Annotated in this window: 18 protein-coding genes; 5 read left to right on the top strand and 13 right to left on the bottom strand. The window is 62.6% G+C overall.

All coding sequences use genetic code 11. The features are described from left to right. Nucleotides 1-14: 14 nt before the first annotated feature. Nucleotides 15-785, bottom strand: coding sequence for a TIM barrel protein (locus GGR38_RS13115; RefSeq protein WP_183626207.1), 771 nt, complete (start codon nucleotides 783-785; stop codon nucleotides 15-17). Between the two features lie 174 nt (nucleotides 786-959). Then, nucleotides 960-1,829: a LysR family transcriptional regulator gene (locus tag GGR38_RS13120; protein ID WP_183626209.1), complete on the bottom strand. Its 870-nt coding sequence runs from the start codon at nucleotides 1,827-1,829 to the stop codon at nucleotides 960-962. A gap of 156 nt (nucleotides 1,830-1,985) precedes the next feature. On the opposite strand from GGR38_RS13120, the gene GGR38_RS13125 reads away from it, so the two are divergent. After that, nucleotides 1,986-4,265 carry an arylsulfatase gene (locus GGR38_RS13125; protein ID WP_183626211.1) on the top strand — a complete coding sequence of 760 codons (2,280 nt, stop codon included), beginning with the start codon at nucleotides 1,986-1,988 and terminating at the stop codon, nucleotides 4,263-4,265. 101 nt (nucleotides 4,266-4,366) lie between these two features. Then, nucleotides 4,367-6,022 (top strand): hypothetical protein, encoded by a 1,656-nt coding sequence (locus GGR38_RS13130; protein WP_183626212.1) that lies wholly within the window; start codon nucleotides 4,367-4,369, stop codon nucleotides 6,020-6,022. 169 nt (nucleotides 6,023-6,191) lie between these two features. Here the strand turns inward: GGR38_RS13130 and GGR38_RS24175 are convergent, their stop codons facing one another. From GGR38_RS24175 to GGR38_RS13150, 4 genes are all read right to left on the bottom strand, one after another. Then, the gene (locus GGR38_RS24175) at nucleotides 6,192-6,374 is read right to left on the bottom strand and encodes a hypothetical protein (RefSeq protein WP_246404616.1); all 183 of its coding nucleotides are present in this window, start codon (nucleotides 6,372-6,374) and stop codon (nucleotides 6,192-6,194) included. A 32-nt stretch (nucleotides 6,375-6,406) separates the two neighbouring features. After that, nucleotides 6,407-7,087, bottom strand: a complete 681-nt coding sequence (locus GGR38_RS13140; protein WP_183626214.1) for a Fe2+-dependent dioxygenase — start codon at nucleotides 7,085-7,087, stop codon at nucleotides 6,407-6,409. 120 nt (nucleotides 7,088-7,207) lie between these two features. Then, nucleotides 7,208-9,550 carry a TonB-dependent receptor gene (locus GGR38_RS13145; RefSeq protein WP_183626216.1) on the bottom strand — a complete coding sequence of 781 codons (2,343 nt, stop codon included), beginning with the start codon at nucleotides 9,548-9,550 and terminating at the stop codon, nucleotides 7,208-7,210. 152 nt (nucleotides 9,551-9,702) lie between these two features. After that, a complete protein-coding gene (locus GGR38_RS13150; protein ID WP_183626218.1) occupies nucleotides 9,703-10,308 on the bottom strand; it encodes an HD domain-containing protein in 606 nt (201 codons plus the stop codon). Nucleotides 10,309-10,381: 73 nt separating this feature from the next. Between GGR38_RS13150 and GGR38_RS13155 the strand changes: the two genes are divergently transcribed. Beyond that, complete coding sequence (locus GGR38_RS13155) at nucleotides 10,382-10,792, top strand: DUF4031 domain-containing protein (RefSeq protein ID WP_183626220.1); 411 nt, start codon at nucleotides 10,382-10,384, stop codon at nucleotides 10,790-10,792. A 31-nt stretch (nucleotides 10,793-10,823) separates the two neighbouring features. Here the strand turns inward: GGR38_RS13155 and GGR38_RS13160 are convergent, their stop codons facing one another. The 5 genes from GGR38_RS13160 to GGR38_RS13180 all read right to left on the bottom strand — a co-directional run bounded on the left by GGR38_RS13160 (nucleotide 10,824) and on the right by GGR38_RS13180 (nucleotide 16,560). Continuing rightward, nucleotides 10,824-12,146 carry an NAD(P)/FAD-dependent oxidoreductase gene (locus tag GGR38_RS13160; RefSeq protein WP_183626222.1) on the bottom strand — a complete coding sequence of 441 codons (1,323 nt, stop codon included), beginning with the start codon at nucleotides 12,144-12,146 and terminating at the stop codon, nucleotides 10,824-10,826. Between the two features lie 41 nt (nucleotides 12,147-12,187). Beyond that, nucleotides 12,188-13,348: an acetyltransferase domain-containing protein gene (locus tag GGR38_RS13165; protein WP_183626224.1), complete on the bottom strand. Its 1,161-nt coding sequence runs from the start codon at nucleotides 13,346-13,348 to the stop codon at nucleotides 12,188-12,190. A gap of 17 nt (nucleotides 13,349-13,365) precedes the next feature. Continuing rightward, entirely contained in the window at nucleotides 13,366-13,758 is a 393-nt protein-coding gene (locus tag GGR38_RS13170; RefSeq protein ID WP_183626226.1) for a RidA family protein, read from the bottom strand. Further along, nucleotides 13,758-14,840 (bottom strand): alanine racemase, encoded by a 1,083-nt coding sequence (locus GGR38_RS13175; RefSeq protein ID WP_221227104.1) that lies wholly within the window; start codon nucleotides 14,838-14,840, stop codon nucleotides 13,758-13,760. The genes GGR38_RS13170 and GGR38_RS13175 overlap by 1 nt, the downstream gene beginning before the upstream one ends. Before the next feature lie 277 nt (nucleotides 14,841-15,117). Continuing rightward, nucleotides 15,118-16,560, bottom strand: a complete 1,443-nt coding sequence (locus tag GGR38_RS13180; RefSeq protein WP_183626230.1) for an aldehyde dehydrogenase family protein — start codon at nucleotides 16,558-16,560, stop codon at nucleotides 15,118-15,120. Nucleotides 16,561-16,692: 132 nt separating this feature from the next. Here GGR38_RS13180 and GGR38_RS13185 point away from each other — a divergent pair, with 132 nt between their 5' ends. Continuing rightward, nucleotides 16,693-17,616: a LysR family transcriptional regulator gene (locus GGR38_RS13185; RefSeq protein WP_183626233.1), complete on the top strand. Its 924-nt coding sequence runs from the start codon at nucleotides 16,693-16,695 to the stop codon at nucleotides 17,614-17,616. A 200-nt stretch (nucleotides 17,617-17,816) separates the two neighbouring features. Further along, on the top strand, nucleotides 17,817-18,089 hold the full coding sequence (locus GGR38_RS13190) for a protein usg (protein WP_183626234.1): 273 nt from the start codon (nucleotides 17,817-17,819) through the stop codon (nucleotides 18,087-18,089). A 152-nt stretch (nucleotides 18,090-18,241) separates the two neighbouring features. Here GGR38_RS13190 and lptB read toward each other — a convergent pair whose 3' ends face one another. Together lptB and GGR38_RS13200 are read right to left on the bottom strand one after the other, a co-directional pair. Next, a complete protein-coding gene (gene lptB / locus GGR38_RS13195) occupies nucleotides 18,242-19,039 on the bottom strand; it encodes an LPS export ABC transporter ATP-binding protein (RefSeq protein WP_183626237.1) in 798 nt (265 codons plus the stop codon). 118 nt (nucleotides 19,040-19,157) lie between these two features. Next, nucleotides 19,158-21,707, bottom strand: coding sequence for a cation-translocating P-type ATPase (locus GGR38_RS13200; RefSeq protein ID WP_183626239.1), 2,550 nt, complete (start codon nucleotides 21,705-21,707; stop codon nucleotides 19,158-19,160). Nucleotides 21,708-21,792: the final 85 nt, after the last annotated feature.

Consider the following 21,792-nt stretch of genomic DNA (forward strand, 5'->3'; position numbering starts at 1 on the left):
AGATAGCGGGTTTGTCAGCCCAGCTTTTGCCGGGTCAGCGCGATTGATTGGTCCATGGGCAGGGTGGGGAAATATTCCAGCCCAATCGCGCCCGCATAGCCGAGATCGGTCAAGACCTGCATGACCTTGTCCCAGTCGAGCGTGCCTGTGCCCGGCTCATGGCGGTCGGCCATATCGGCCACCTGTACATGGGCCACCAGATGGATGCGGCCTGCCAGCACCTGCGCCATATCCTCGCCCATCACCGCGCTGTGCCAGACATCGTAAAGCAGCCGCAGGTTCGGGCTGTTCACCGCCTCGACCAGATCGAGGCCCAGCTTGGTGCTGACCAAATACATCGCGGCGAAAAGCTGTGTGTTGAGCGGTTCGAGCAGCAGCGTAACCCCCGCTTCCTCTGCCACATCGGTCGCCGCGCGCAAGGCGGCGACGGCATTGGCGAAATGCTCTTCCTCGCTCACCCCCTCGACGCGAAAACCCGAGGCCACGATCAGGTCAGGCTTGCCCAGCTTGGCGGTGGCCACGATGGTTTCGCGCACCGCCGTTACCAATTCCTCGCGCTCGGCCGGATCGACGATCGAGCGGCGCGGATCAACGCAAACCCCGGTCAGCCGCATGCCGGTCTCGTTCAACGCCTGCGCCAGAGCGTCCACCGGCTTGTCGCGCCACAGGTGAAATTCGGCCAGTTCAAAGCCCGCCGCCTTGGCTGCACGCAAACGCGCGTCCAACGCGCCGGCTTCGGTAAATTGCCATTCAATACAGGATGAAAGTGGATAGCTCGCAGACATAGGATCCTTTTCCCATTCTACGGCCCCGTGGCGCTGCTCGCGCTCGTATGCCTGGCAGGGTTTATCCCTGCTATTTTGTGTGTCGCCTTCATCGCCGCATTTGCCCGACAGGTCAATATGGTTTGATGCAGCATAATGCTTTGCGCGATCAGCCGCTTGCCCCACAAAGGCAGATCACGATTTCGATACAATCAATTCAGACAGATAGCGGTGCATTTTCGCGACGAATGATGTCGGCTTACCAAACTGGATGGCAAAACGCCCCATCGCATGGGGCGGGCAAAAGTCATCCATCGCAACCAGCATACCGCTGGCCAGCCCGATCCGCGCGCGGGGCTGGCTCATCAGGATCGCGCCCACTCCGGCATAGGCCAGTTCCAGAGCATGATCAAAAGCGACATGGGTCGCCGCCTCATAGGGCGGCGACCCGGCATCCTCCAGCGTGCGGATCATCATGGCCTCCAGCGGCGAACCGGAAAGCGGCATGATGATCGGCAACGGGCGATCCGGGTTGGCCCGCCATGCCGCCGCAACCTGGGGAGCGGCGAAAAGCCCGCTGTGATAGGTGACCAACAATTCGGCATTGGCGAAGGGCTGTTGATCAATCGGACACGTGAAATAGGCCAGATCCAGCTCAAGCGCGTCCATCACCACGTCCGGGGCCACGGCAATGGCATGGAGATCAGCCGAGATCTTGCGGCCGTCGCTGCTGAATTCCATCGGCGATGTGCGCAATATCGTATTGAGAATGACACTATCCGCACCGACCCGGACCGGCACGACCATGCTTCCGCTGAACCCCAATTGCCGGGCGCTCTCAAGCAGGCTGTCAGCGCCCAAACGAAAATGTTCGCCCGCAGACGTCAAAACGTTGGGGCGACCAGGCGCGCGAGTGAACAATGGACGCGCGCAGGCCGTCTCCAGCGCATTGATATGGCGGCTGACCGCCGCCTGCGTGATCCCCAGCGCCTCGGCGGCGGCCATATAGGAACCGGCCTGACAAACAGCCCTGAACACTTCCAACTGGCGGATCGTTCCGACCATACCTTTTATCCCATACCCATATAGTCATGACTCCCATAACCGAATGGGGCGTCGCGGGCGAACCCATGTTTTCGTAATCCGATCATCGACCCAGGCGAAAGATGCCGGAAAGCATGGTCCGTTTTTCGAGAGGCCGTGGGGACGATGGGAGACAAAATGGCACGACACCCCCGCAGACTGGCCGCTTCGCTCTGCGTTCTGGCGCAGGCTTTGCGGCTGACCGGCGCGGCTATCGCGCAAACGGTCCCGCCCGCGCTTATGCCGATTGTTGCCCCCGCGCCCGTGGCTCCGGCGGGTGCGCCCAATGTGCTGATCGTGCTGAATGACGATGTCGGTTTCGGCGCAGCCGGCACTTTTGGCGGGCCGATCCCGACCCCGGCCTATGATGCGCTGGCCGCGCAAGGGCTGCGCTATAACCGGTTTCACACCACCGCCATGTGCTCGCCCACCCGCGCGGCGCTGCTGACCGGGCGCAATCCCCACCATGTGAACATGGGCACGATCACCAACCTTTCGGTCAACGCGCCCGGCTATACCGGCATTCTGCCCAAGAGCGCGGCGTCCATCGGGCGGGTGCTGCAACTGGCGGGATATTCAACGGCGTGGTTCGGCAAAAACCACATTACACCCGAATGGGAATCCACGCCCGTAGGCCCGTTCGACCGCTGGCCCACGGGGCTGGGTTTCGACTATTACTATGGTTTCATGAACGGCGCGACCAGCCAATGGACGCCTGCTCTGACCGAAAACACCATCTCGGTCGATCCGCCGCGCCAGCCCGGCTATATTCTCGACCGCGATCTGGCCGACCATCTGATCGGGTGGATGCGCCAGCATGTCTCGATTGCCCCCACCAAACCGTTTTTCGCCTATCTGGCCCCCGGATCGGCGCATGAACCGCATCAGGCGCCGCCCGAATGGATCGCCCGCTTCAAAGGCCGCTTCGATCAGGGATGGGACAAGGTGCGCGAAGAAACCTTCGCCCGGCAAAAGCGCATGGGCATCATCCCGGAGGATGCCGTGCTGACCCCGCGACCGGCCGAAATTCCGGCGTGGGACAGTCTTAACGCCAGGCAAAAGGCGGTGGCGGCCCGGTTGATGGAAGTCCATGCCGCCCAGCGCGCCTATTTCGATGCCCAATTCGCCCGGATCGTCGCTGCGCTCAAAGAGACGGGCCAGTGGGACAATACGCTGGTCCTCTATATCGACGGCGACAATGGCGCCTCGGCCGAAGGCGGGCGGGAAGGCTCGGTGCTGGGCGCGCTCAATGGGCCTCACACCACGCTGGCCTATGACTGGGGCAAGATGGGGGATCTGGGCGGGCCATGGTCGGCGGAGAACTATCCCGCAGGCTGGGCATGGGCGATGGACACGCCGTTCCAATATTTCAAACAGGTCGCCTCGCATCTGGGCGGCATCCGCGACGGATTGGTGATCAGTTGGCCCAAGCGCATCGCCCGCCCCGGCGAAATGCGCCACCAGTTCGGCTATGTCACCGACATTGCCCCCACCATCTACGAGGCCATCGGCATCACCGCGCCCGAGACCGTGGATGGCGTGGCCCAGATGAAGCTGGACGGGCAGAGCCTTCTCTACACGCTCGACCATGCCGATGCGCCCGAAAGGCATCGCTCGCAATATTTCGAGATGCTGGGCAATCGCGCCTTCTATCGCGATGGATGGCTGGCATCGAGCCTGCCGCCTAAATTGCCATGGGAGGCCAAGCCCTGGACGCCGCTGGCCCAGTGGCCATGGGCGCTCTATGATCTGAACCATGATTATTCGCAATCGCGCGATGTCGCGGCGCAAAATCCGGCGCTGCTGGCCGATATGCGTCAGGGTTTCGATGCTGCGATGCATGAGAATGGCTTTGGCCTGCTGGATATGCCGATCGGGCCGCGCACGCGCGATGACCGGCGCCCCTATTGGGCCAATGGACGCACACATTTTACCTACTGGCGGCAGGAGCGCCCGCTTTCGGACGAGGCATTCCCCAATATCCGCAATCGCAACTGGTCGCTCAATGTCCCGATCACCATCAACGGACAACAGGATAATGGCACGCTGATTTCGCAGGGAGGTTTCCCATTTGGCTGGGGGCTCTACATCATCCGTGGTCGCGCCACTTTCCTCTACCGCTGTGAGCCTCAACCGCTGGGGCGGCTGACCCATCCCGCGATACTGGGCAAGGGCGCGCACAAAATTGACCTGCGCGTGGTTGCCGATGGCGCTGCTCCGGGTGCCGGAGCCAAGGTAATGCTCTCCGTCGACGACGCAAAACCGGTTGAGATGCATCTGCCCGCCACGGCGCCCAATTACTTTGGACAGGAAGGTGTCGGGATCGGCCGTAACACGGGCACGGCGATCAGCCGCGATATCCCGATGCCCTTTCGCTTTTCCGGCGAAATGGGGCCGGTAATCATCGATCTGCCTTGAAAAGCTGCGCGCCGCTTTCCTCCATGCCGGCGCCTTACCCTCTTGCAACGGCCTTCATCCCCGCTACCCTGAAAGGCTGAAGAAACGGGGGACGATATTTCATGCAAGATCATTCGCTGTCGCGGCGCGCGATGCGCGCCGTGCTGGGTGTGGCATTGGCTGCGCTCTGTGCAGAGCAGGTCGCCGCGCAAGAGGCCGCAGCGATACCGCCTGTGCCGGTTCCGGCGGCCGCCACGCCGGATGCGAAGCTGCCCTCGCTCCACATCCGCTGTGACGGCAACCCGCCGCATATGAGTGATGCGGAAAGCTTCGCCCGCTTTGTCGGAGCGGTGACCTTGCTGGCGCTGTTTGCGCCCCGCCCGGAATTGCCCTCGCCCGAAAAGCGTGTTTTTGGCGAGGCGGGGGTGGCGATCTGTTCGCAATTGATCGACGATCCGGCCCATCGTGAAAAGAACACGCTGCGCCGCCTGCCTCTGCTGCTGGCGCGGGCGGCGCACAACATCGAGGCCAAGCACTATGACAAGGCGCTGGCCGATGTGGTGCAGGCCCGCGCCGAAGCGGCTGCCGAGGGCCTGACCAGCAACCCCTATTTCCAGCGCAGCATGGGCATCTCGCTCGACCGGTTTGAGGCGGCGGCGCGCATCCGCATGGGCGATGCCGCAGGCGCGCGGGACGCGGGTCTGGCGGCGGCGGTTGCGGCGCCCTATTCCTTTGTGCCGGTGATGACGGGCCAGGATTTCGGCTGGGCCAACCGCAAGGATGGCGGGCTGGCCGAGAATTATCTTGCCGCAGCCGATCGCATGGTGATCACCAGCGCCATGATCCATGCCAACCGGCTGGAAGATCAGAACCAGCTTGCCGCCGCCGCGGCCCTGCGCGAAGCGGTGATCGTGCGTGCGCAAGCTGTGGTCACCGATTCCAAGAACAGTGCCCCGCTGGCCGATGCCGCGATCACGCATGCGCTGGCCGGGGACTGGACCCGCGCAGAGGCCCGCGCCGGGGAGGCGCGAGCCAACCTTGAAGCGCGCGATGCCGAGGGCAAGCCGGAGAACGACCGCGCGGGCGTGGTGGAAAAGCTGGACTTTCTGGGCATCCTGCAAATGGTGCGCGAGGGCAGGCTGGATCAGGCGCGGCGGATGTTCGGGGCGCGCAGCGAATGGTCTTCGATCAGCTATGGCGCGCGTTTCCTGCTGGTCGACAAACTGCGCAAGGATGCGCCCAAGGATCAACTGACCGGCGTTCTGGCCACCGGCAGCGACGAGCAATGGGACGTGATGCGCCGCCGCATTCTGGCCACCCAATTGCAGAATGACACCAACAATCGCACGCTTTTCAGCAACATCCTGACCTATGCCAAGGTGGATGACTATGAAAGGCTGAGCAAGATTGTCTGGAACACAGACAAGTCGCGGATGATCGGCAAGGAGCCGATCAAGAACTCCCGCTTCTATCAGGTCAATACCGCAAGCGCCCCCATCAGCTCGCCCTTCGCCCAAATGGACGCGCTGATGCTGCATGCCGCCTTGCTGGCCAAGGCGCGCGGTTTCAAGGGCTTTACCATGATCGCCCCGCGCGCGGTCGGTGATTGGATGTGGGTTGCCTTTGGCAATCCCGGCGATGCCGATAGCCCCGCCGCCATGTTCATCGATGCGGATAAGGCCATCGCCGAATTGCGCCAGATCATCCCCACGCCCGAGGAAGTGACCGCAAGGCAGGCCGAGCGGGAAAAGGCGGCGCTGAAAAAAGCCAGCGCCTGACTGTTAAAACGGCCATCCGGAGCGATCTCAACAATCGCTCCGGATGGCGGGCTTCATTCGCCTTGCAGCATGGCCGCCACCATAGCTTGCCAAACGGCCAGACAGTCTGCATTTTCAAGCTTGGCTTCACCTCGGCCGAGCATCGCGGCGCTGGGCTCCATGATGGCCATCAACGCCACGCGCGCATTATCGCGATAATTTTGCGCATGGGTTCGGCGTCGGGATCGCTCCAGTCCCAATCAGGCTGAACATTATCATACATGGCGCGAGCGGCGCGTTCGAGCGGGGTCAAATTCATCTCGGTCATCGCAAGGCCTGTAGCCTGCATGACCGAGATGGTGAAGCGGCTCATCCATTTTTGCGCGCCGCCCGAACACCGTGCCACTATGTGGCCGACCAGTGGCGCAGAAGATTGTGATAGAGATGGGTCAATTCATCGAGCGAGCTATGCTCGGGCACATCCATCGACAATTGCTGGATCGCTCCGTCCAGTTCAAACAACATCCGCCGCCGTTCGGGCGAGGCAACGAAGCTTTGCGCCCACATGAAAGAGACATAGCGCCGCCCGCGCGTCACCGGCTCGACCCGGTGCAGGCTGGAGCTGGGATAGACCACCATATGCCCGGCGGGCAGCTTCACCTGATGAGTGGCAAAAGTGTCCTCAATGGTCAGCTCGCCGCCATCATATTCTTCCGGGTCGCTGAAAAACAGCGTGGCCGAAATGTCGGAGCGCACGAAATCACCGCTGCCCGGAACCGGGAACAGCGCGTTATCGACATGGCTGCCATAGCGCCCGCGCCCATCGTAGCGGGAAAAGCGCGGCTGGAGCAGACGCAGCGGCAAGGCGGACGCGATGAAGGCGGGCGTCTGGCCCAGCCGCTCCAGCACCCTGTCGCCCAATTGCCGGGCCAGCGGATGATCAAGCGGCAACTGCTCATTATCCTTCACCCGCGCGGCGCGATGGCCTGCGGTGGCGCGCCCGTCGGCCCAATCGGCGGTTTCCAGCAACAGGCGGATCTCGCGCCATTCATCGCGCGAGAAGACCTCGGGAATTTCGATAATCATCCAGATGCCCTCAGGATCAAAAAACCGGCATGGCAGCCCAAAGCATGATCGCAACATGCTGTGATCCAGCCATGCCGGCCTTCCCCGCCTTTCGCCTCGAAAGGCAGGAAAGATGGGAAATTACAGCTTCACATTCATCGTCAGCACCGCAGAACGCGCATCACCCGGCGTGGCCCAGCCATTGTTGCGGATGCGGGTGAAATATAGCTTGTCGGTGAAGTTCTTGACGTTGAGCTGGAGCGAGACCCGCTTGTTGATCTCATAGGCCAGCGAGGCCTGATGCACCCAATAGGCCTGCGACCGAGTGGCCGGGGTCAGGCTGTTGGTGGCCGCTACATATGTGGGCGAGGCAAAGGCGAAGCTGCCCTGATAGGTCGCGCCATAGCCCAGCGTCAGGCCGTCGAAGAGCCTGTAGGTAGCAAAGATGCTGCCCGCATCCTCGGGTGTGTTCTGCAGCGCCGTGCCGCCCAGCGGGTTGCGGTTGGTCGCCGAATTGCCGCAGGTGGTCGAAGGATTGGCGATGCAGTAATTCGACACCGACTGGAGCAGACGCCCGCGCAGATGCGTGTAATTGGCCGTCACGCGCAGGCGCGACGTGACATTGCCGCTGGCGCCCAGCGTGATGCCATCCACCCGCGATTTGCCGTTAAGTTGTTGATCGGGAATGGCCGGATCGTTGGAAGCCACCGCATATTTGTCGCGTTCATTACGAAACACTGATGCGGTCAGCAGCAGGCCGCTGAGCACTTCAGCCTTGACGCCGATCTCGTAATTCTTGGCCGATTCCGGGTCGATGTTGCACGTGGCCGCGCTGCATGAACCATTGACCGAAGCCTTGGAGGGCGTGCGCGAATTGCCATAGGCGACATAGAGGCTGACCGGCTCGACCGGCTTGTAAACAAGGCCCACGCGATAGGAAAACAGCGTGGCCGAATTGCGGAACGTGGTGCCCGGCGTCACCGCGCCCAGCGTGGCGGCGGCGGTCGATACGGTATCGGCTCGATAGCTGCCGGTGTTGTGCTCAAGCCGGACGCCGGTGTTCAGCTCCACCTTGCCCAGCTTCATCGTGTCGAAGAAATAGGCAGCATAATTCGACTGCTCGCCGGTCTGGCGCGCGCTTTCGATATAGTTGATCGGGCCGGTATAGGTGTTGCTGCCATAGGCCAGCGCGCTGTTGCTGCCCGCCACCACACTGTCGGGATTGGCGATGGCCATCAGCGGCAGCGTGGGCGATGTGCCATCGGCGTTACGCAGCGAACTGCCGCTGGAAAGATGATATTTCTCCCAACTGATCGCTGCGCCAAGGTCGATCGTATGTTCGATCCGCCCGGTGTTGAACACCGCCTTCAGGTCCACCTGATCGAAGAACAGGTCATTGGTGCTTTTGCGCGTGTTGCCGCGCGGGCCGCTGGGCTGGTAATATCCTGCGGGCACGGTGCCGCATGAAGCCCCCGTGGGCGTCAGATTGGTCGAGGTCAGGCACCATGTTCCCTGCGGCGGATCGACCAGCGTGAATTGCGTCACCTGTTGCCAGCGCGCCAGATTGCGCAGCGAGACTTTCGCACCCAGATCATGTTCGAAAATGCCGGTGGCCTGATTGACGACGCTGCGCTGGCGATCAACATTGCGATAGCCGAAATAGTCGCTGCGGCTCACACCCTGCACCAAGCCATTATAATAGGGCAGTCCATATTGGGGGACGTTGGTGTCCTCCTGATGGACATATTGCAGCGTGTAGCGCGTGGGCGTGCCAAGGCCGAAGGTGAGCGCGGGCGCGATGCCCCAGCGCTTGTAATTCTCTACCTCGCGGCCCGGAACGCGGTTTTTGTGGGCCATGGCGTTCAGGCGAAAGGCGGTCTGCTCGCCGATGGTGCGGTTGATATCGGCCGTGGCGCGGTAATAATCGGCGGTGCCCACCCCGGCGCTCAGCACGCTTTCATTGCGGGCCAGCGGCTTTTTCGTCACCAGATTGATCTGTCCGCCCACCGATCCCGCGCCCGAGACAACCGAATTGGCGCCATTGGTGATTTCGATGGTTTCCAGATTGAACGGGTCGGTGCGCGTATATTGCGCGCTGTCGCGCACGCCATCCACGGTGATGTCATTGCTGGCGCTATAGCCGCGCAAGGTGATGGCGTCGCCATAGCCGCCCCCGCCCTCGCCCGCGCCAAAGGTGATGCCCGGCACGGTGGAGAGCACATCGCGCAGGGTCAGCAGGTTCTGCTCCTCGATCTCGGCGCGGCCAAGGACCGTGATGGTTTGGGGCGTATCGCGCACCGGGCGCGTGCGCTTGGGCGATTCCAGCTTGCGCGTGGGTTCGACCACCACGCTGTCGGTCACCGCGAAGCTGCCCAGATTCTGCTCCTGCTGCTGGGCCTGAGCGGGAGCGGCCAAAGCGGGCGCGATGCAGGACAAGGCGAGAAAGGTCCGCCGCGCGGCGCGCGGCGAGGAACGATAGTTCATGTGGCCCCCAAGGATTGCAAACTCGCGTCAACCGCGATGCCACAGTCTGTAAATGCGAATCACTATCATTTGCAAGGCATTTATTGCGATTAATTCGCATCATTGTATCAAACTATGTCTGCACACCCTGTCCGCTTCCGGCCAAGGCCGCTTCAGCCCATCTCCCACCCGATATTGCGCTTCAACATGCCCTGCTCCGCCAATGTGAGTTGCCCGCTGCGGAGCAGATCGTCACGAAGCCGCATCAGGATTATTGCCCGAGCTTCGCGAAACCGGGCCTCCGGCACAAAGCCATACTCCTTACGAACACCCGCCGCATACCATGCATACACTGCCGGATCGGCATGCCACAGGATGCTCAGATCGGCCTTCAGCAGCAGGTTGACCGCCCGATCCTGCGCCGTCCTTTCATCACGGAAATGATGGCTTTTGGTCGCAAGAATCATCTCCTCAACCAGCCGCTTGTCGAGCGGCTCAGACGGCAGGAAGATGTCTGCGGCAGACTGGAACATGGCCAGCGACAATTCCTCATTGTCGCTGCGGGCCGGGTCGTAGATGATGTCATGGAACAGCGTCGCGGCGGTCATTTCGGGTGTAAAGGTATGAGCGACCGGGATTTGACCCAGCATGAGGTCAATATGGCGAAGCGTATGGTAGTAACGATGCGCTTCGCTATGATGGCGGATGATCAACGCGCGCATATCGCCGGGCAGGTTCAACCGGTCAAACGCGGCGATCAGCGATGGATGGTCGGACATGCTCGGGCCTCCAGAAGCCAGACTAGACAGACGGGAATAACAGTGCAATCGCCGGTAACGCCATGAGTGTCCCATGAGTGTCTATGTCGACAGCGCCATTCATGCCCTGCGCGGGCGGCTGATGTGTCACATGTTCTCGCCGGATCTGGATGAGCTGCATGCGATGGCCGAGCGCATCGGCATCGAGCAGCGCTGGTTTCAGGACCCGTTGACCATGCGCGTGTCCTGGCCGCATTACGATATTGATCAGACGCGCCGCGCCATCGCCATCGATCTGGGCGCCGTCGTTTGCGACAGATATCAGACCGTGGCGATGGCCGCGATCATTCAAGGCAGGCCCGACAAATTGCGGCGCATCCGCGCTTTGGCCGATCCGAGCCGCGCCTTTGCACCGGCAACCCATGTTCCGGCATGGCTGATCGAGCAAGGGTTTGCGCAAATCTGGAATTGGGAAGAAGCGGACTGGCCACCGGAATCGGAATAGCCACTGCGCAACCCGCACCGCCTCTTGCGTGCTAAAGCGACCCCACCTTGATCCTTGATCCGTCGACAAGGCGGTCGAGGCGGAAATGGGTGGGATCGACGCTGGGCCGATCATTGGCCACCAGTTCAGCGGCAAGATGGCCGATGCCGGGGCCAAGACCAAACCCATGGCCCGAACAGCCCGCAGCAAGGTAAAGCCCGCCAATCTGCTCCACCGCCGACACCACGGGCACGGCATCGGGCGTGCAATCGACATAGGCGCCCCATGCCGCATCCATCTCAAGCCCGGCCAGTTGGGGGAAAGTCGCAACCAGATTGGCCATGATCGCGGCCACCAGTTTGCGGTTGGGCGCGGGGGAAAGGACGCGGGTATTCTCGAAAATGGCGGGATCATGGCCCCACAACGCAGGCAAGGATTCAGGGCCGGAGAAGAAGGAGCCTCCCAGTCCCAGTTGCACCGCCTTAAGGCGCTGGATGAATTGCGGCATGAATTCGCGGCCAAAGCGCAGACCCTGCGGGGTGATTTCAAGCGTCGCACGCCCGCTGATGGCCAGCGTATAGCTGCCATCAAGCCGCCGGGTCATGGCCAGATCGGGGCAATAAAGCACCTCGCCCAGATTGACGGTCGGCTTGGTGCGCAAGGCTGTCTGGCGGACGCTGGCCTGCGGGAATATGACGCCATGGCGCCGCATGAAGGTCGAGGCCCAGGCGCCCGCCGCGCAAAGCACCGCATCGGCGCGGATGGTGCCGCGTTCGGTGTGCAGCCCGGAAATCCTTCCTTGCGTCAGATCCAGCCCCCTCGCCGCGCAGCCCTGATGGATGGTCGCCCCCAATTGCCGCGCGCCTTCGGCCAGCGCCGGCGCGGCCAGCGCAGGTTCGGCCTTGCCATCGGCAACCGAATGCAGCCCGCCGACCCATTGCCGCCGGTTCTGGGGTATGCGCTGCGCGGCCTGCGCGGCGGTGAGCATATGCGTATCCACCCCGAATTCGCGCGCCACCGGCCCCCAGGCCTCCCATCCGGCCAGCACCGCCGCATCGTCGGTGGCATAGACCAGCCCGGTGCGACGAAATCCCAGATCCCGCCCGATCTCGCCGCGCAGATCATCCCACAGGCGCATGGAAAGCAGCGAGAGCGGCATCTCACGCGGGTCGCGGTTTTGCTGGCGGCACCAGCCCCATGTGCGGCTGGATTGCTCGCAACCGACATAGCCCTTTTCGACCAGCGCCACCGACAGGCCGCGCCGCGCCAGATAATAGGCCGAAGCCGTGCCGACAATGCCGCCGCCCACGACCACAACATCAACCGCCTCGGGCAAATGCTCGTCGCTGGCAACAGGCTGAACAACAGGATGCATAAGATAACCTTCTGTCGAGCGGGCGATGTCGGACGAATGGCTCAGAGATATTTGAGCCACCAGATGTCCTTGCGGGCCTTCTTGATGTTCGAAAACCAGCGGGTGGGGAAATAGAGCGGCACGATGATGGCCAGATAAAATGCCCAAACCCAGGCCAGTGAAGGGAAACCAAACACATCGCCGTGATTGGTCCCCCAGATCGCCCTTGCGGCCAGATAGAGCAGGCGCAGCAGATAGAGGTGGAAGAGATAGAAGAACATCGGCGCACTGCCCAGCACCGAAAGCCAGTGGGTGACGCGGGCATGGTTGGCGCGCTCAAACACGGCAAGCAGGATCAGGCCCGTGCCCAGCGTCGGCAGAAGAAACAGCAGCGAGGGTGGATATTTGGTCATGGCCAGAAAGCTCATCACCGTGCGCAGCCGATCACCGGGCACCGTAAACCACGGCGCATCGCCATAGATATTGAGCGCGCGCAGCAGGACGAAGCCGACAAGCATGACCGCCCCCGCCCGCCACAGCCGGTTCATGCGCGTTTCGGATGAGAGCCCGGCAAACCATCCCCCCGCCGACCAGCCAAGGCAGATCACCCCGATCCAGGGCACCACCGGATAGTTGAACTTGACCACCATGCCCGCCAGCTCGATCTGCGAGCGCTTGTGCAGGATCGCCCATGGAATGAACATCGGGCTGTCGGGCGCAAAGGCAATGCCGTCGAGCAGATTGTGCTCGCCCACAATGAGCAGCCCCAGCATCAGGATCGCCCTGCCCGGCAAATGGATCAGCCCCGCCAGCGCGATCATGCACAGGCCGATGGCCCAGATCACCTGAAGAAACACGAAATGAAAGGGCAGTTCGGCCCGCCACGAGAAATTGACCAGCGTCAGTTCTAGCAGCACCAGAAAAGCCCCGCGACGCAGCAGAAAATCGCTGGTTTCGGCCAGCGTATGGCGTCGGCTGTAGAGGTATGCCGACAAGCCGGTCAGCGCCACGAATATCGGCGCGCACAGCGTGCTGGTGATGCGGGTGAAAAACAAAGCAGGCATGATGGTGCGCGCATCGACCGGATCGCCCACCGGGACATAGAGCAGCCATGTCTCGCGCACATGGTCGAGCAGCATGAAGATCATGACCAGCCCGCGCAGGGCATCGATGCTTTGCAGCCGCGTGGCTGCGGCCGATTTGGCCGGATCAGGCGTTGACATGGCTCACCTCCGAAAGATCAGTCCCGCAGCGCGGCGATGGCGTCGATTTCAACCAGATAGCCGTAATGCAGCTCGGCCACCGGAACGACCGTGCGGGCAGGTCGCGCCGCGCCCAGCATATCGGCATAGACGCGATTGAATTCCGGCCAGTTTTCCACGCCGACGATATAGGCCGTGACGCGACACAGGTCTTGGGCGCTGCCCCCCGCAGCCTCAAGGATGGCCAGCATATTGGCGATGGCCTGCCTTGCCTGCGCGGCAAAGCCCATGTCGGCCAGCGGCGCCTTGTCGGGCCGGATTGGCAATTGGCCGGAGATATAGAGCGCGCTGCCCGCGCGGATCGCCTGAGCATAATGACCAGCCGGAGCAGGCGCGCCTTCGGTCAGGATGGGTTGGGGAGCATTGTTCATTACCAGCCTCCGAAACGTTGCCATTGGCCCGTCACCACATCGGACTCGCCATGGACCACATTGTATTGGCGATGCTGCGCGCCGGTAGCGCAGGCGTGATTGGGCAGAATGCGCAGGCGATCCCCGATGGCCAGATCGGGCAACGTGCCTTGCGAACCAGGACGCAGCGTGATGATGCCATGTTCCTGATTGGCATCGGCCATGATCAGATCCGGGTAGGCATGGCCCGCAATATCGCAGACGACGCCATAGCCCTGGTTGACGGCCTGTTTGGCGGTCCCGCGATCCTGCGACATGGCCATCCATCCGGCATCCACCAGAATCCATCCCTTTTCACGCTGGTGTCCGATCACGGTGGCAAGGACGGAAATGGCAATATCCTCGACCTGGCAAATGCCGATACCGGCCATGACCAGGTCGAAAAAGACAAAGACGCCGGCCCGCACCTCGGTAACGCCCGTCAGGTCGAGGGCATGATGCGCGGTCGGGGTGGAACCAAGGCTGACCACCGGACAGGGCAGGCCCGCCCCGCGCAGGATGGCGGCGGCATCGACCACGCTTTTGCGCTCCTGTTCGGCAGCCTGTTGCAGGGCCTGAACCCCGCGCGCGCCATAGCTGCCCCCGGCATGGGTGAGGACGCCGCGCAATTCCCCGCCATCGATCAGTGCCCGGCCAATCGCGACAAGCCGCGCCGCATCATCGGGCACCACGCCCGAGCGATGCCCGTCGCAATCGATCTCGATCAACACGGGAATGGCAATGCCCGCTTCGCGTGAGGCGGCCGCCACGGCCTCGGCCTGCTCCACCGTGTCGAGCACCACGGCCAGATCGACACCCTGACGGCGCAATTCGATGACCTTGGCCAGTTTCCAAGGCGTGATGCCCACGGCATAGATGATGTCGCGCACTCCGGCGGCGGCAAAGAACTCGGCCTCCTTCAGGGTAGAGACGGTGGCCGGCCCCTGCGGGCTGCTCATCACATGGCGGGCGACCTCGACTGATTTGGCCGTTTTCAGATGGGGACGCAGCGCCACACCCAGCGGTGCGAGCCTGTCTCGCAGCCGGGCGATATTGCGCTCCATGCGATCCGCATCAAGGATCAGGCAGGGCGTTTCAAGTGCGTCGAGGCGCAGCGGAGCGGAGGTTTGGGCAGCCTGCCCAAGGGTGTTTGCATGGCTCACCATCATGTTCCTTGCTGGTCTTGTGGGGTCATTGTGCCGAGGGTAAATGTCGCGCACAATTAATGGATCTTGCATGTTCAATTAAGGCTGGGATTAAGCATCCCGCCACACATGCGCGGCAAAGGCATAGGCCATGAACCCGCCCGGCGGGACGGAATACACGCCCCGAAGCCGCCGCTCATTGCGGGTAGTAGCCCAGTATGGCCTTGGTCTCGAGATATTCCTCCAGCCCGAAACGGCCATATTCGCGCCCATTGCCCGATTGTTTATAGCCGCCGAAGGCTGCCATGCCGTCCCATGCGGGATGGTTGATATGGATCTGTCCTGAACGAATCCGGCCCGCCACGCGGCGCGCCCGGTCCAGATCGGCCGACTGCACATGCGCGCCAAGGCCGTACACCGTGTCATTGGCGATGCGGATCGCATCCTCTTCATCGCGATAGGGGATGAGGCAAAGGACGGGGCCGAAAATCTCCTCCTGTGCGATGCGCATCGCCGGATCGGGACAGGTAAAGATAGTGGGGCGGCAATAGAACCCCCGGTCAAACCCATCCGGCCTGCCCGGCCCGCCGCAAACCAGTCGGGCCCCCTCGGCAAGGCCGATGTCAATCATGCGCTGGACCTTGTCAAACTGGTTGCGATTGGCCACCGGGCCAAGGTCAGTGGTCTCCAGCGCGGGATCGCCCACAACCAGCGCCCCGGCAGCGGCAGCGGCCATTTGCTCAACCTCGGCAAGGCGCGCCTGCGGCACCAGCATCCGGGTGGGGGCGCTGCATGATTGTCCGACGTTGCGCAGGCCCGCCGCGACGCCCAGCGGCACCACGCGGGCAAAATCGGCATCGTCGAGCAGGATATTGGGCGATTTTCCGCCAAGCTCCTGAGTCACGCGCTTGACCGTGGGCGCAGCAGCCTGGGCCACCAGAACCCCGGCGCGGGTGGACCCTGTGATCGAGACCATGTCAATGTCACCATGGGCGGCAATTGCCGCGCCGACCTCTTCGCCCAGCCCGGTGACCATGTTGAACACGCCGGGGGGCGTTCCGGCTTCATGCAGGATCTGGGCCAGCATATGGGCGCTGAAAGGCGACAATTCGCTGGGTTTGAGCACAATGGTGCAGCCCGCCGCCAGCGCCGGGGCCAGCTTGGCGGTGATCTGATAGAGCGGCCAGTTCCATGGAGTGATCAGCCCGCATACGCCAATGGCCTCGCGGGCGATGGCGGTGCTGCCCTGAGGGGTGAGGAAGGGGAAGCGCTCCAGCACCTCGACGGCGGCGCGGATATGGGCCAGCCCGAAAGGGACATGGGCCGAGCGGGCAAAACCGATGGCCGACCCCATCTCCTGACGGATTGCCTGTGCCAGCGGCTCTGCCCTCTCCTCCATCAGCGCCAGAATGCGGCCAAGCAGGGCGATACGCTGCGCAGGCGTGGTGGCGGAAAAGGCGGGGAAAGCGGCTCTTGCGGCGGCCACGGCCTGATCCACGTCAAGGGCGCTGGATTGGGCCACCGATCCGATCACCTGTTCGGTTGCCGGGCTGATGACTGGAATGGCAGGCGCGGAACGCGCAGGCGGGCGCCATTCGCCGTTGATATAGATAAGGTCACAAACGGGCGCAGAGATCATGGACAGCATCTTTCACGCTTTGTAAAATGGGCACCTGTCCATCGCCGGGCCGGTTGCCTGGGCGGTGATGATATGGCAAAGCATGAATGCTGCAATTAATATGATCTATATAGAACATTAAGATCGAGCCTAATGATCACCACCGAAGATCTGACATTTTTCCGTGTTCTGGCCGCCTCGCCCTCGCTGGCCGAGGCGGCGCGCAACCTGAACGTGACCCCGCCTGCGGTGACGCAGCGGTTGCGCGCGCTGGAGGAACGGGTGGGTGTCAAGCTGATCGAGCGCAGCTCGCGCGGGCTGAACCTGACCGATGAAGGCGAGATGATCGCTACGGAAGGCGTCGAGATCATCAATGCCATCGAAGCGCTGAGCGAAAGGCTGGCCAGTCGCACCAGCCAGATCCGGGGCCATTTGCGCGTGGCGGCCCCTTACGGCTTTGGCAGGCGCTATGTCAGCCCGGTTGTCGAGGCCTTTGTGCGGGCCCATCCGGCAATGACCGTCACGCTGGAATTATCCGACAGCCCCATCCGGCAGGTCAGCGAAAGCTGGGACATTGTCGTGCATATCGGCGCCTTGCCGGAAAGCGACAGGCTGGTGACGACACTGGCGCCCAACCGGAGGATTCTTTGCGCCGCGCCTGCATATCTTGAAGGCCATCCGCCCATAGTCACGCCCGATGACCTGATCGCTCACCGCTGTCTTGCGCTGCGGGAAAACAACGAGGACGTCACGCTTTGGCGCTTTATGCATGCCGACAAGGAGCGGATGACCGTCCGTGTCCATCCCGCCATGTCGAGCAATGATGGAGAAATCGTGCGCGACTGGGCGCTGGCGGGCCTTGGGGTGATTGTGCGCAGCGAATGGGACGTGGCCGGGGATCTGGCGGCGGGACGGCTGGTGGAAATCCTGCCCGACTGGGCGCCGCCTGCGGCGGATGTCGTGGCGCTGCTGCATGCGCGGCATGGGCGCAGCGGACGCACCAATGCTTTTCTGCAAACTCTGCGCGCCGCGCTGGCCAGCGTGCCATGGAGAGCGGATCGCGGATCGGGCTTTTGATCCATCAGGCAGGCGGGCCTCAAGCGGGTCCATGCAATTTTGGCACCCGATGGCCGAGAGTGCCAGAATTTCCATATAAACGATGAGCTTAACTCAGATTCTGCACCATTTCCGACTTGACACAAAGGCCGGAATTACAAATCCTGATGCCACACAGACGAACCAACAGGGATGATCAAAACGGCACAGGAGAACGGGATATGAGCGGACATGACGAGTTTGCACTGCAACTGCAAGGCTATGGCCTCTCCACCGCAGAAATCAGCTATTTCATGCCCGACTATCCTTCGTTGTTGCAGATTTTTGTGTGGCAGTTTTACGATGAGGCGCCCCATTTCCCGGAATTGCGCCGATTTCTCGACGCATGGCGGCGCGACATCGAGGCCGTGCTGCATTCGGTCCGGCTGGTGCATGACCGGTTGCTGGGGCCGCGCGTGTGGCATCCCAAGGCTGGAATCATCACCATACAATAGGCTGAGCCCAAGGGGCGCTTGGCAAACCCGCATGATCATGCCCTGTTGGCGGCCATAGCTGATTTCACGCCCTACGGCGCGTCGGATGCTTAGGCGGGAAACGGCTTTGCCGTGCCGGTCGACAAGCTGATGCAGGCCGTCCCACGCATCATTCAGTCGGGCCGCTGAGAGAGGAGGCGGCGCAATTGCTCGGCCTCGGGCCCCAGATAAAGCCGACATACCTCTGCGTCGGCCAGCATCTGCACCGGGGAGCCGGAGAAGATAAGCCGCCCTTCGTGAATGACATAGGCGCGTTCGACCAGTTCGAGCATATCCTTGAGATTGTGATCGCTGATAAGTATCCCCACCCCCTGCACTTTGAGCAATTGTATCGCATGTTTGATCTCGATGATCGCCAGCGGATCAATCCCGGCAAAGGGTTCATCAAGCAGCATGATCGCAGGGTCGCAGGCCATCGCGCGGGCAATCTCGCATCGACGCCGCTCTCCGCCCGAAAGTTGCATGGCGGCCATCTTGCGCAAATGCTCCAGTTGAAATTCGCGCAAGATCAGTTCGAGCCGCGCGGCCTGAACGGCCGGGTCCGGTTCGCGAAATTCAAGCACCGTTCCGATATTCTGCTCAACCGTCATCCCTGAGAAGATCGAAGGCTCCTGCGGCAGGCAATTGAGGCCGTGCCGCCCGCGTCGATCCGCCGTCCAGCCCGTGACATCGGCATCGCCAAGCCATATCCGCCCGGAATCGGCCTTCATCAGCCCCATAATCAGGTTGAAGCAAACCGTCTTGCCGGCACCATCGCGCCCGAGCAGGCCGACGATCTCACCGGTGTCAACGCTCAGCGTCAGGTTTCGCAACACGGCCCGCCCGTCGCAGAATTTGCCCAAGGCCTCAACGATCAGGAGGCGGCCATCCCTGTGCGCCGCGCTTTGCATCGAATGGTTGAAATGGCGCATCGCTCCCGACTCTTAGCCCCCCAAGGCTGTTGCCGGGGATGATGCCAGATGCGGGCGAGCGCCAAGCTAGGTAATTGTTCGTAAACCCTCCGGGCAGGCTGCTTTGCAAAGAACCGCATCACGATCGCCCAAGGCGCTTCTCAAACTCATAGGCGATCAACAGGCCAAGGCCGCAAGCCAGCACAAGGGCGAAATCGAGCGCATGCAATGGCGCAAACCTGAGAATGCGCTGAATAGGCGCGAGGGTGAGGATCAGCGCGCCCCCGATGGCAATAAAGATCAAAACAAAACGGAATGTGACATTATTCCGCAAAAACGCATGGCTGAGCTGCGCGCTGAACGACCGATTGGCAAAGATCAGCGCCAGAATGGCCGACAGCAACGCAAAGAAAGATAAGGTGCGCGCTCGATCCGGCGCCAATCCATAATGGTCCGCGCCCAGCGCAATGCCGCCCACAACACCCAGCGCCAGCACGCCCTGCAAGACGGCCCTGCGCACCAGCGGCAGGGAAAACAGGCGCTCGTCGGTCGGGCGCGGCGGTCGCTCCATGGCCCTGCTCTCTTCGCGCTCCGCCTCGAACACCAGCGCACAGACCGGATCGATCACCATTTCGAGTAGAGCGATCTGAAGCGGCGCCAGAATGATCGGCAAACCGAACATCAGCGGCAAGATGGCAAGCCCCGCAATGGGCACATGGACACCGAAGATGAAGGCCAGCGCCTTGCGGATATTGTCATAGATCCGCCGCCCGACGCGGATCGCCTCGACAATCGCACCGAAATCATCCTCCACCAGCACGATGGAGGCGGCCTCGCGGGCGACATCAGTTCCTCTCTTGCCCATGGCGATGCCGATATGGGCGGCCTTGAGGGCGGGGGCATCGTTGACCCCATCGCCGGTCATGGCCACAACTTCGCCCGCAGATTTGAGCGCGTTGACGATGCGCAGCTTCTGATCCGGCATGGTGCGGGCAAACACCAGAACATCGGGCACGCGCGCGATCAATTCGGCATCGCTCAGCCCGGCGACGTCGGCGCCCAGCATGATCTGTCCATCGCCAATCCCGGCCTGCATGGCAATGGACCTTGCGGTTGCGGCATGATCGCCCGTGATCATCACCACGCGGATACCGGCCTTGCGGCATTGCGCCACCGCCGCCGGAACGCTCTCGCGCAGCGGGTCGGCCAATCCGGCCAGACCAAGCAGCGTGAGACGGTAATCGGCAAGAGCCATAGCGGGATCATCGCCCCCGATCTTTGCCATGGCCACGGCCAGCACGCGCATTCCCCGCCCGGCCATCGCCTGCGCCGCCGCTTCCAATTCCGCCAGATCCTGCGTCCCAAGTCCGCAAAGGCGGCCGACAGCCTCCGGGGCGCCCTTTGCCGCAACGATGCGCGACGGATCGCCACCATCGCGCCAGACATGCGCCATGGCCAGCAGTTCCGGCGTCAGTCCATGGGCACGAACCAGCGCCATGCCCTCGCTGATGCGGCATCCCGCCTCGCCCGCCGCCGCGTGAAAGGCCACCTCCATCGGATCGACCGGCACCGGCGCGCTGGCCAGAGCAGCGATATTCAAGAGGGCCGACGCGCGGGGATCATCGCCATGGTCGGCAAGGGGAGATGGCGCGCCGCCCGGAAACCATAGTTCGGCCACGCTCATCCGGTTCTGTGTCAAAGTGCCCGTCTTGTCGGTACACAGGACGGTGGCCGCGCCCATCGTTTCAATGGCTGATGTGCGCCGAGTCAACACGCCCACCTGCGCGATCCGCCAGGCCCCCATGGCCAGAAAGATCGTCAGTACCACCGGGAATTCTTCAGGCAACAGCGACATGGCCGTGGCAATCCCCGCCAGCAGCGCATCGAGCCAAGACCCACGAAACAGGCCATAGAGCAGCACGACCAGCGCCGCGATGCCCAGCCCGCCGATGGCGCATAGCGTGACGACCCGTGAGGTTTCCTGCTGCAGCCGAGGCGCTTCGGTTTCCAGCGTGGCCAGCGATTGGCCGATCTGGCCGATCCGGCTGCGCGCGCCGGTTGCCGTTGCGAGGGCCAGCCCCCGCCCCCGCGTGATGATCGAGCCGGAGAAGACCAGCGGCAGATCATCCCCGCCCGGCACCGCATCATCGCGGTCATCGGGCCTGATCGCCCGCTTGCGCACGGCCACGGATTCGCCGGTAAGCAGCGCTTCGTCGGCCTCCAGCTCGCTGGTTTCCAGCAGGCTGGCGTCTGCTGCCACCCTGTCCCCCTGTTCAAGGACGAGTATGTCACCTGCAACAACATCGCGCCCGGCAATCCGGGTCGTCCGCCCGTCGCGGATCACCAGCGCGCGCGGCGCGGAAAGGTCGCGCAGGGCCTCCAGCACATTTTCCGTGCGGGATTCCTGAATAATGGTGATGGCGATGGAAAGCAGCGCGAACAACAGCAGAATAACCGCCTCTGTCTTGTCGCCCAGAGCAAGATAGATGAGGCCCGCCGCCAGCAGCATCGCCAGCATGGGTTCACGCAGCACTTCCAATGCAATCCGCCACGGCGTCCGGCGCCCTGCGCGCGGCAATTCGTTGGGCCCGTCGCGTTCGAGCAAGGCATCCGCCTGTGCCTGCGTCAGGCCGGTGGCGGAGGAAGCCGTCGCCTTGGCGGGCGGGGTGGCAATGGCGCTTTGAGGCATCGACCGGGCCTTTCAAAGAATCCCACAGACCGCGACTGTGCGCCATTAGGCTGTAATCATGCAAGTCGCGCGACAGGCATTGGCC

Source organism: Novosphingobium sediminicola, assembly GCF_014196525.1.
Taxonomy (GTDB): Bacteria; Pseudomonadota; Alphaproteobacteria; order Sphingomonadales; family Sphingomonadaceae; genus Novosphingobium; species Novosphingobium sediminicola.

Excerpts from the sequence above, each read along its gene's own strand:
- GGR38_RS13115 (WP_183626207.1), bottom strand. The coding sequence starts at position 785 with ATGTCTGCGAGCTATCCACTTTCATCCTGTATTGAATGGCAATTTACC.
- GGR38_RS13120 (WP_183626209.1), bottom strand. The coding sequence starts at position 1,829 with ATGGTCGGAACGATCCGCCAGTTGGAAGTGTTCAGGGCTGTTTGTCAG.
- GGR38_RS13125 (WP_183626211.1), top strand. The coding sequence starts at position 1,986 with ATGGCACGACACCCCCGCAGACTGGCCGCTTCGCTCTGCGTTCTGGCG.
- GGR38_RS13130 (WP_183626212.1), top strand. The coding sequence starts at position 4,367 with ATGCAAGATCATTCGCTGTCGCGGCGCGCGATGCGCGCCGTGCTGGGT.
- GGR38_RS24175 (WP_246404616.1), bottom strand. The coding sequence starts at position 6,374 with ATGAGCCGCTTCACCATCTCGGTCATGCAGGCTACAGGCCTTGCGATG.
- GGR38_RS13140 (WP_183626214.1), bottom strand. The coding sequence starts at position 7,087 with ATGATTATCGAAATTCCCGAGGTCTTCTCGCGCGATGAATGGCGCGAG.
- GGR38_RS13145 (WP_183626216.1), bottom strand. The coding sequence starts at position 9,550 with ATGAACTATCGTTCCTCGCCGCGCGCCGCGCGGCGGACCTTTCTCGCC.
- GGR38_RS13150 (WP_183626218.1), bottom strand. The coding sequence starts at position 10,308 with ATGTCCGACCATCCATCGCTGATCGCCGCGTTTGACCGGTTGAACCTG.
- GGR38_RS13155 (WP_183626220.1), top strand. The coding sequence starts at position 10,382 with ATGAGTGTCTATGTCGACAGCGCCATTCATGCCCTGCGCGGGCGGCTG.
- GGR38_RS13160 (WP_183626222.1), bottom strand. The coding sequence starts at position 12,146 with ATGCATCCTGTTGTTCAGCCTGTTGCCAGCGACGAGCATTTGCCCGAG.
- GGR38_RS13165 (WP_183626224.1), bottom strand. The coding sequence starts at position 13,348 with ATGTCAACGCCTGATCCGGCCAAATCGGCCGCAGCCACGCGGCTGCAA.
- GGR38_RS13170 (WP_183626226.1), bottom strand. The coding sequence starts at position 13,758 with ATGAACAATGCTCCCCAACCCATCCTGACCGAAGGCGCGCCTGCTCCG.
- GGR38_RS13175 (WP_221227104.1), bottom strand. The coding sequence starts at position 14,840 with ATGGAGCGCAATATCGCCCGGCTGCGAGACAGGCTCGCACCGCTGGGT.
- GGR38_RS13180 (WP_183626230.1), bottom strand. The coding sequence starts at position 16,560 with ATGATCTCTGCGCCCGTTTGTGACCTTATCTATATCAACGGCGAATGG.
- GGR38_RS13185 (WP_183626233.1), top strand. The coding sequence starts at position 16,693 with ATGATCACCACCGAAGATCTGACATTTTTCCGTGTTCTGGCCGCCTCG.
- GGR38_RS13190 (WP_183626234.1), top strand. The coding sequence starts at position 17,817 with ATGAGCGGACATGACGAGTTTGCACTGCAACTGCAAGGCTATGGCCTC.
- lptB (WP_183626237.1), bottom strand. The coding sequence starts at position 19,039 with ATGCGCCATTTCAACCATTCGATGCAAAGCGCGGCGCACAGGGATGGC.
- GGR38_RS13200 (WP_183626239.1), bottom strand. The coding sequence starts at position 21,707 with ATGCCTCAAAGCGCCATTGCCACCCCGCCCGCCAAGGCGACGGCTTCC.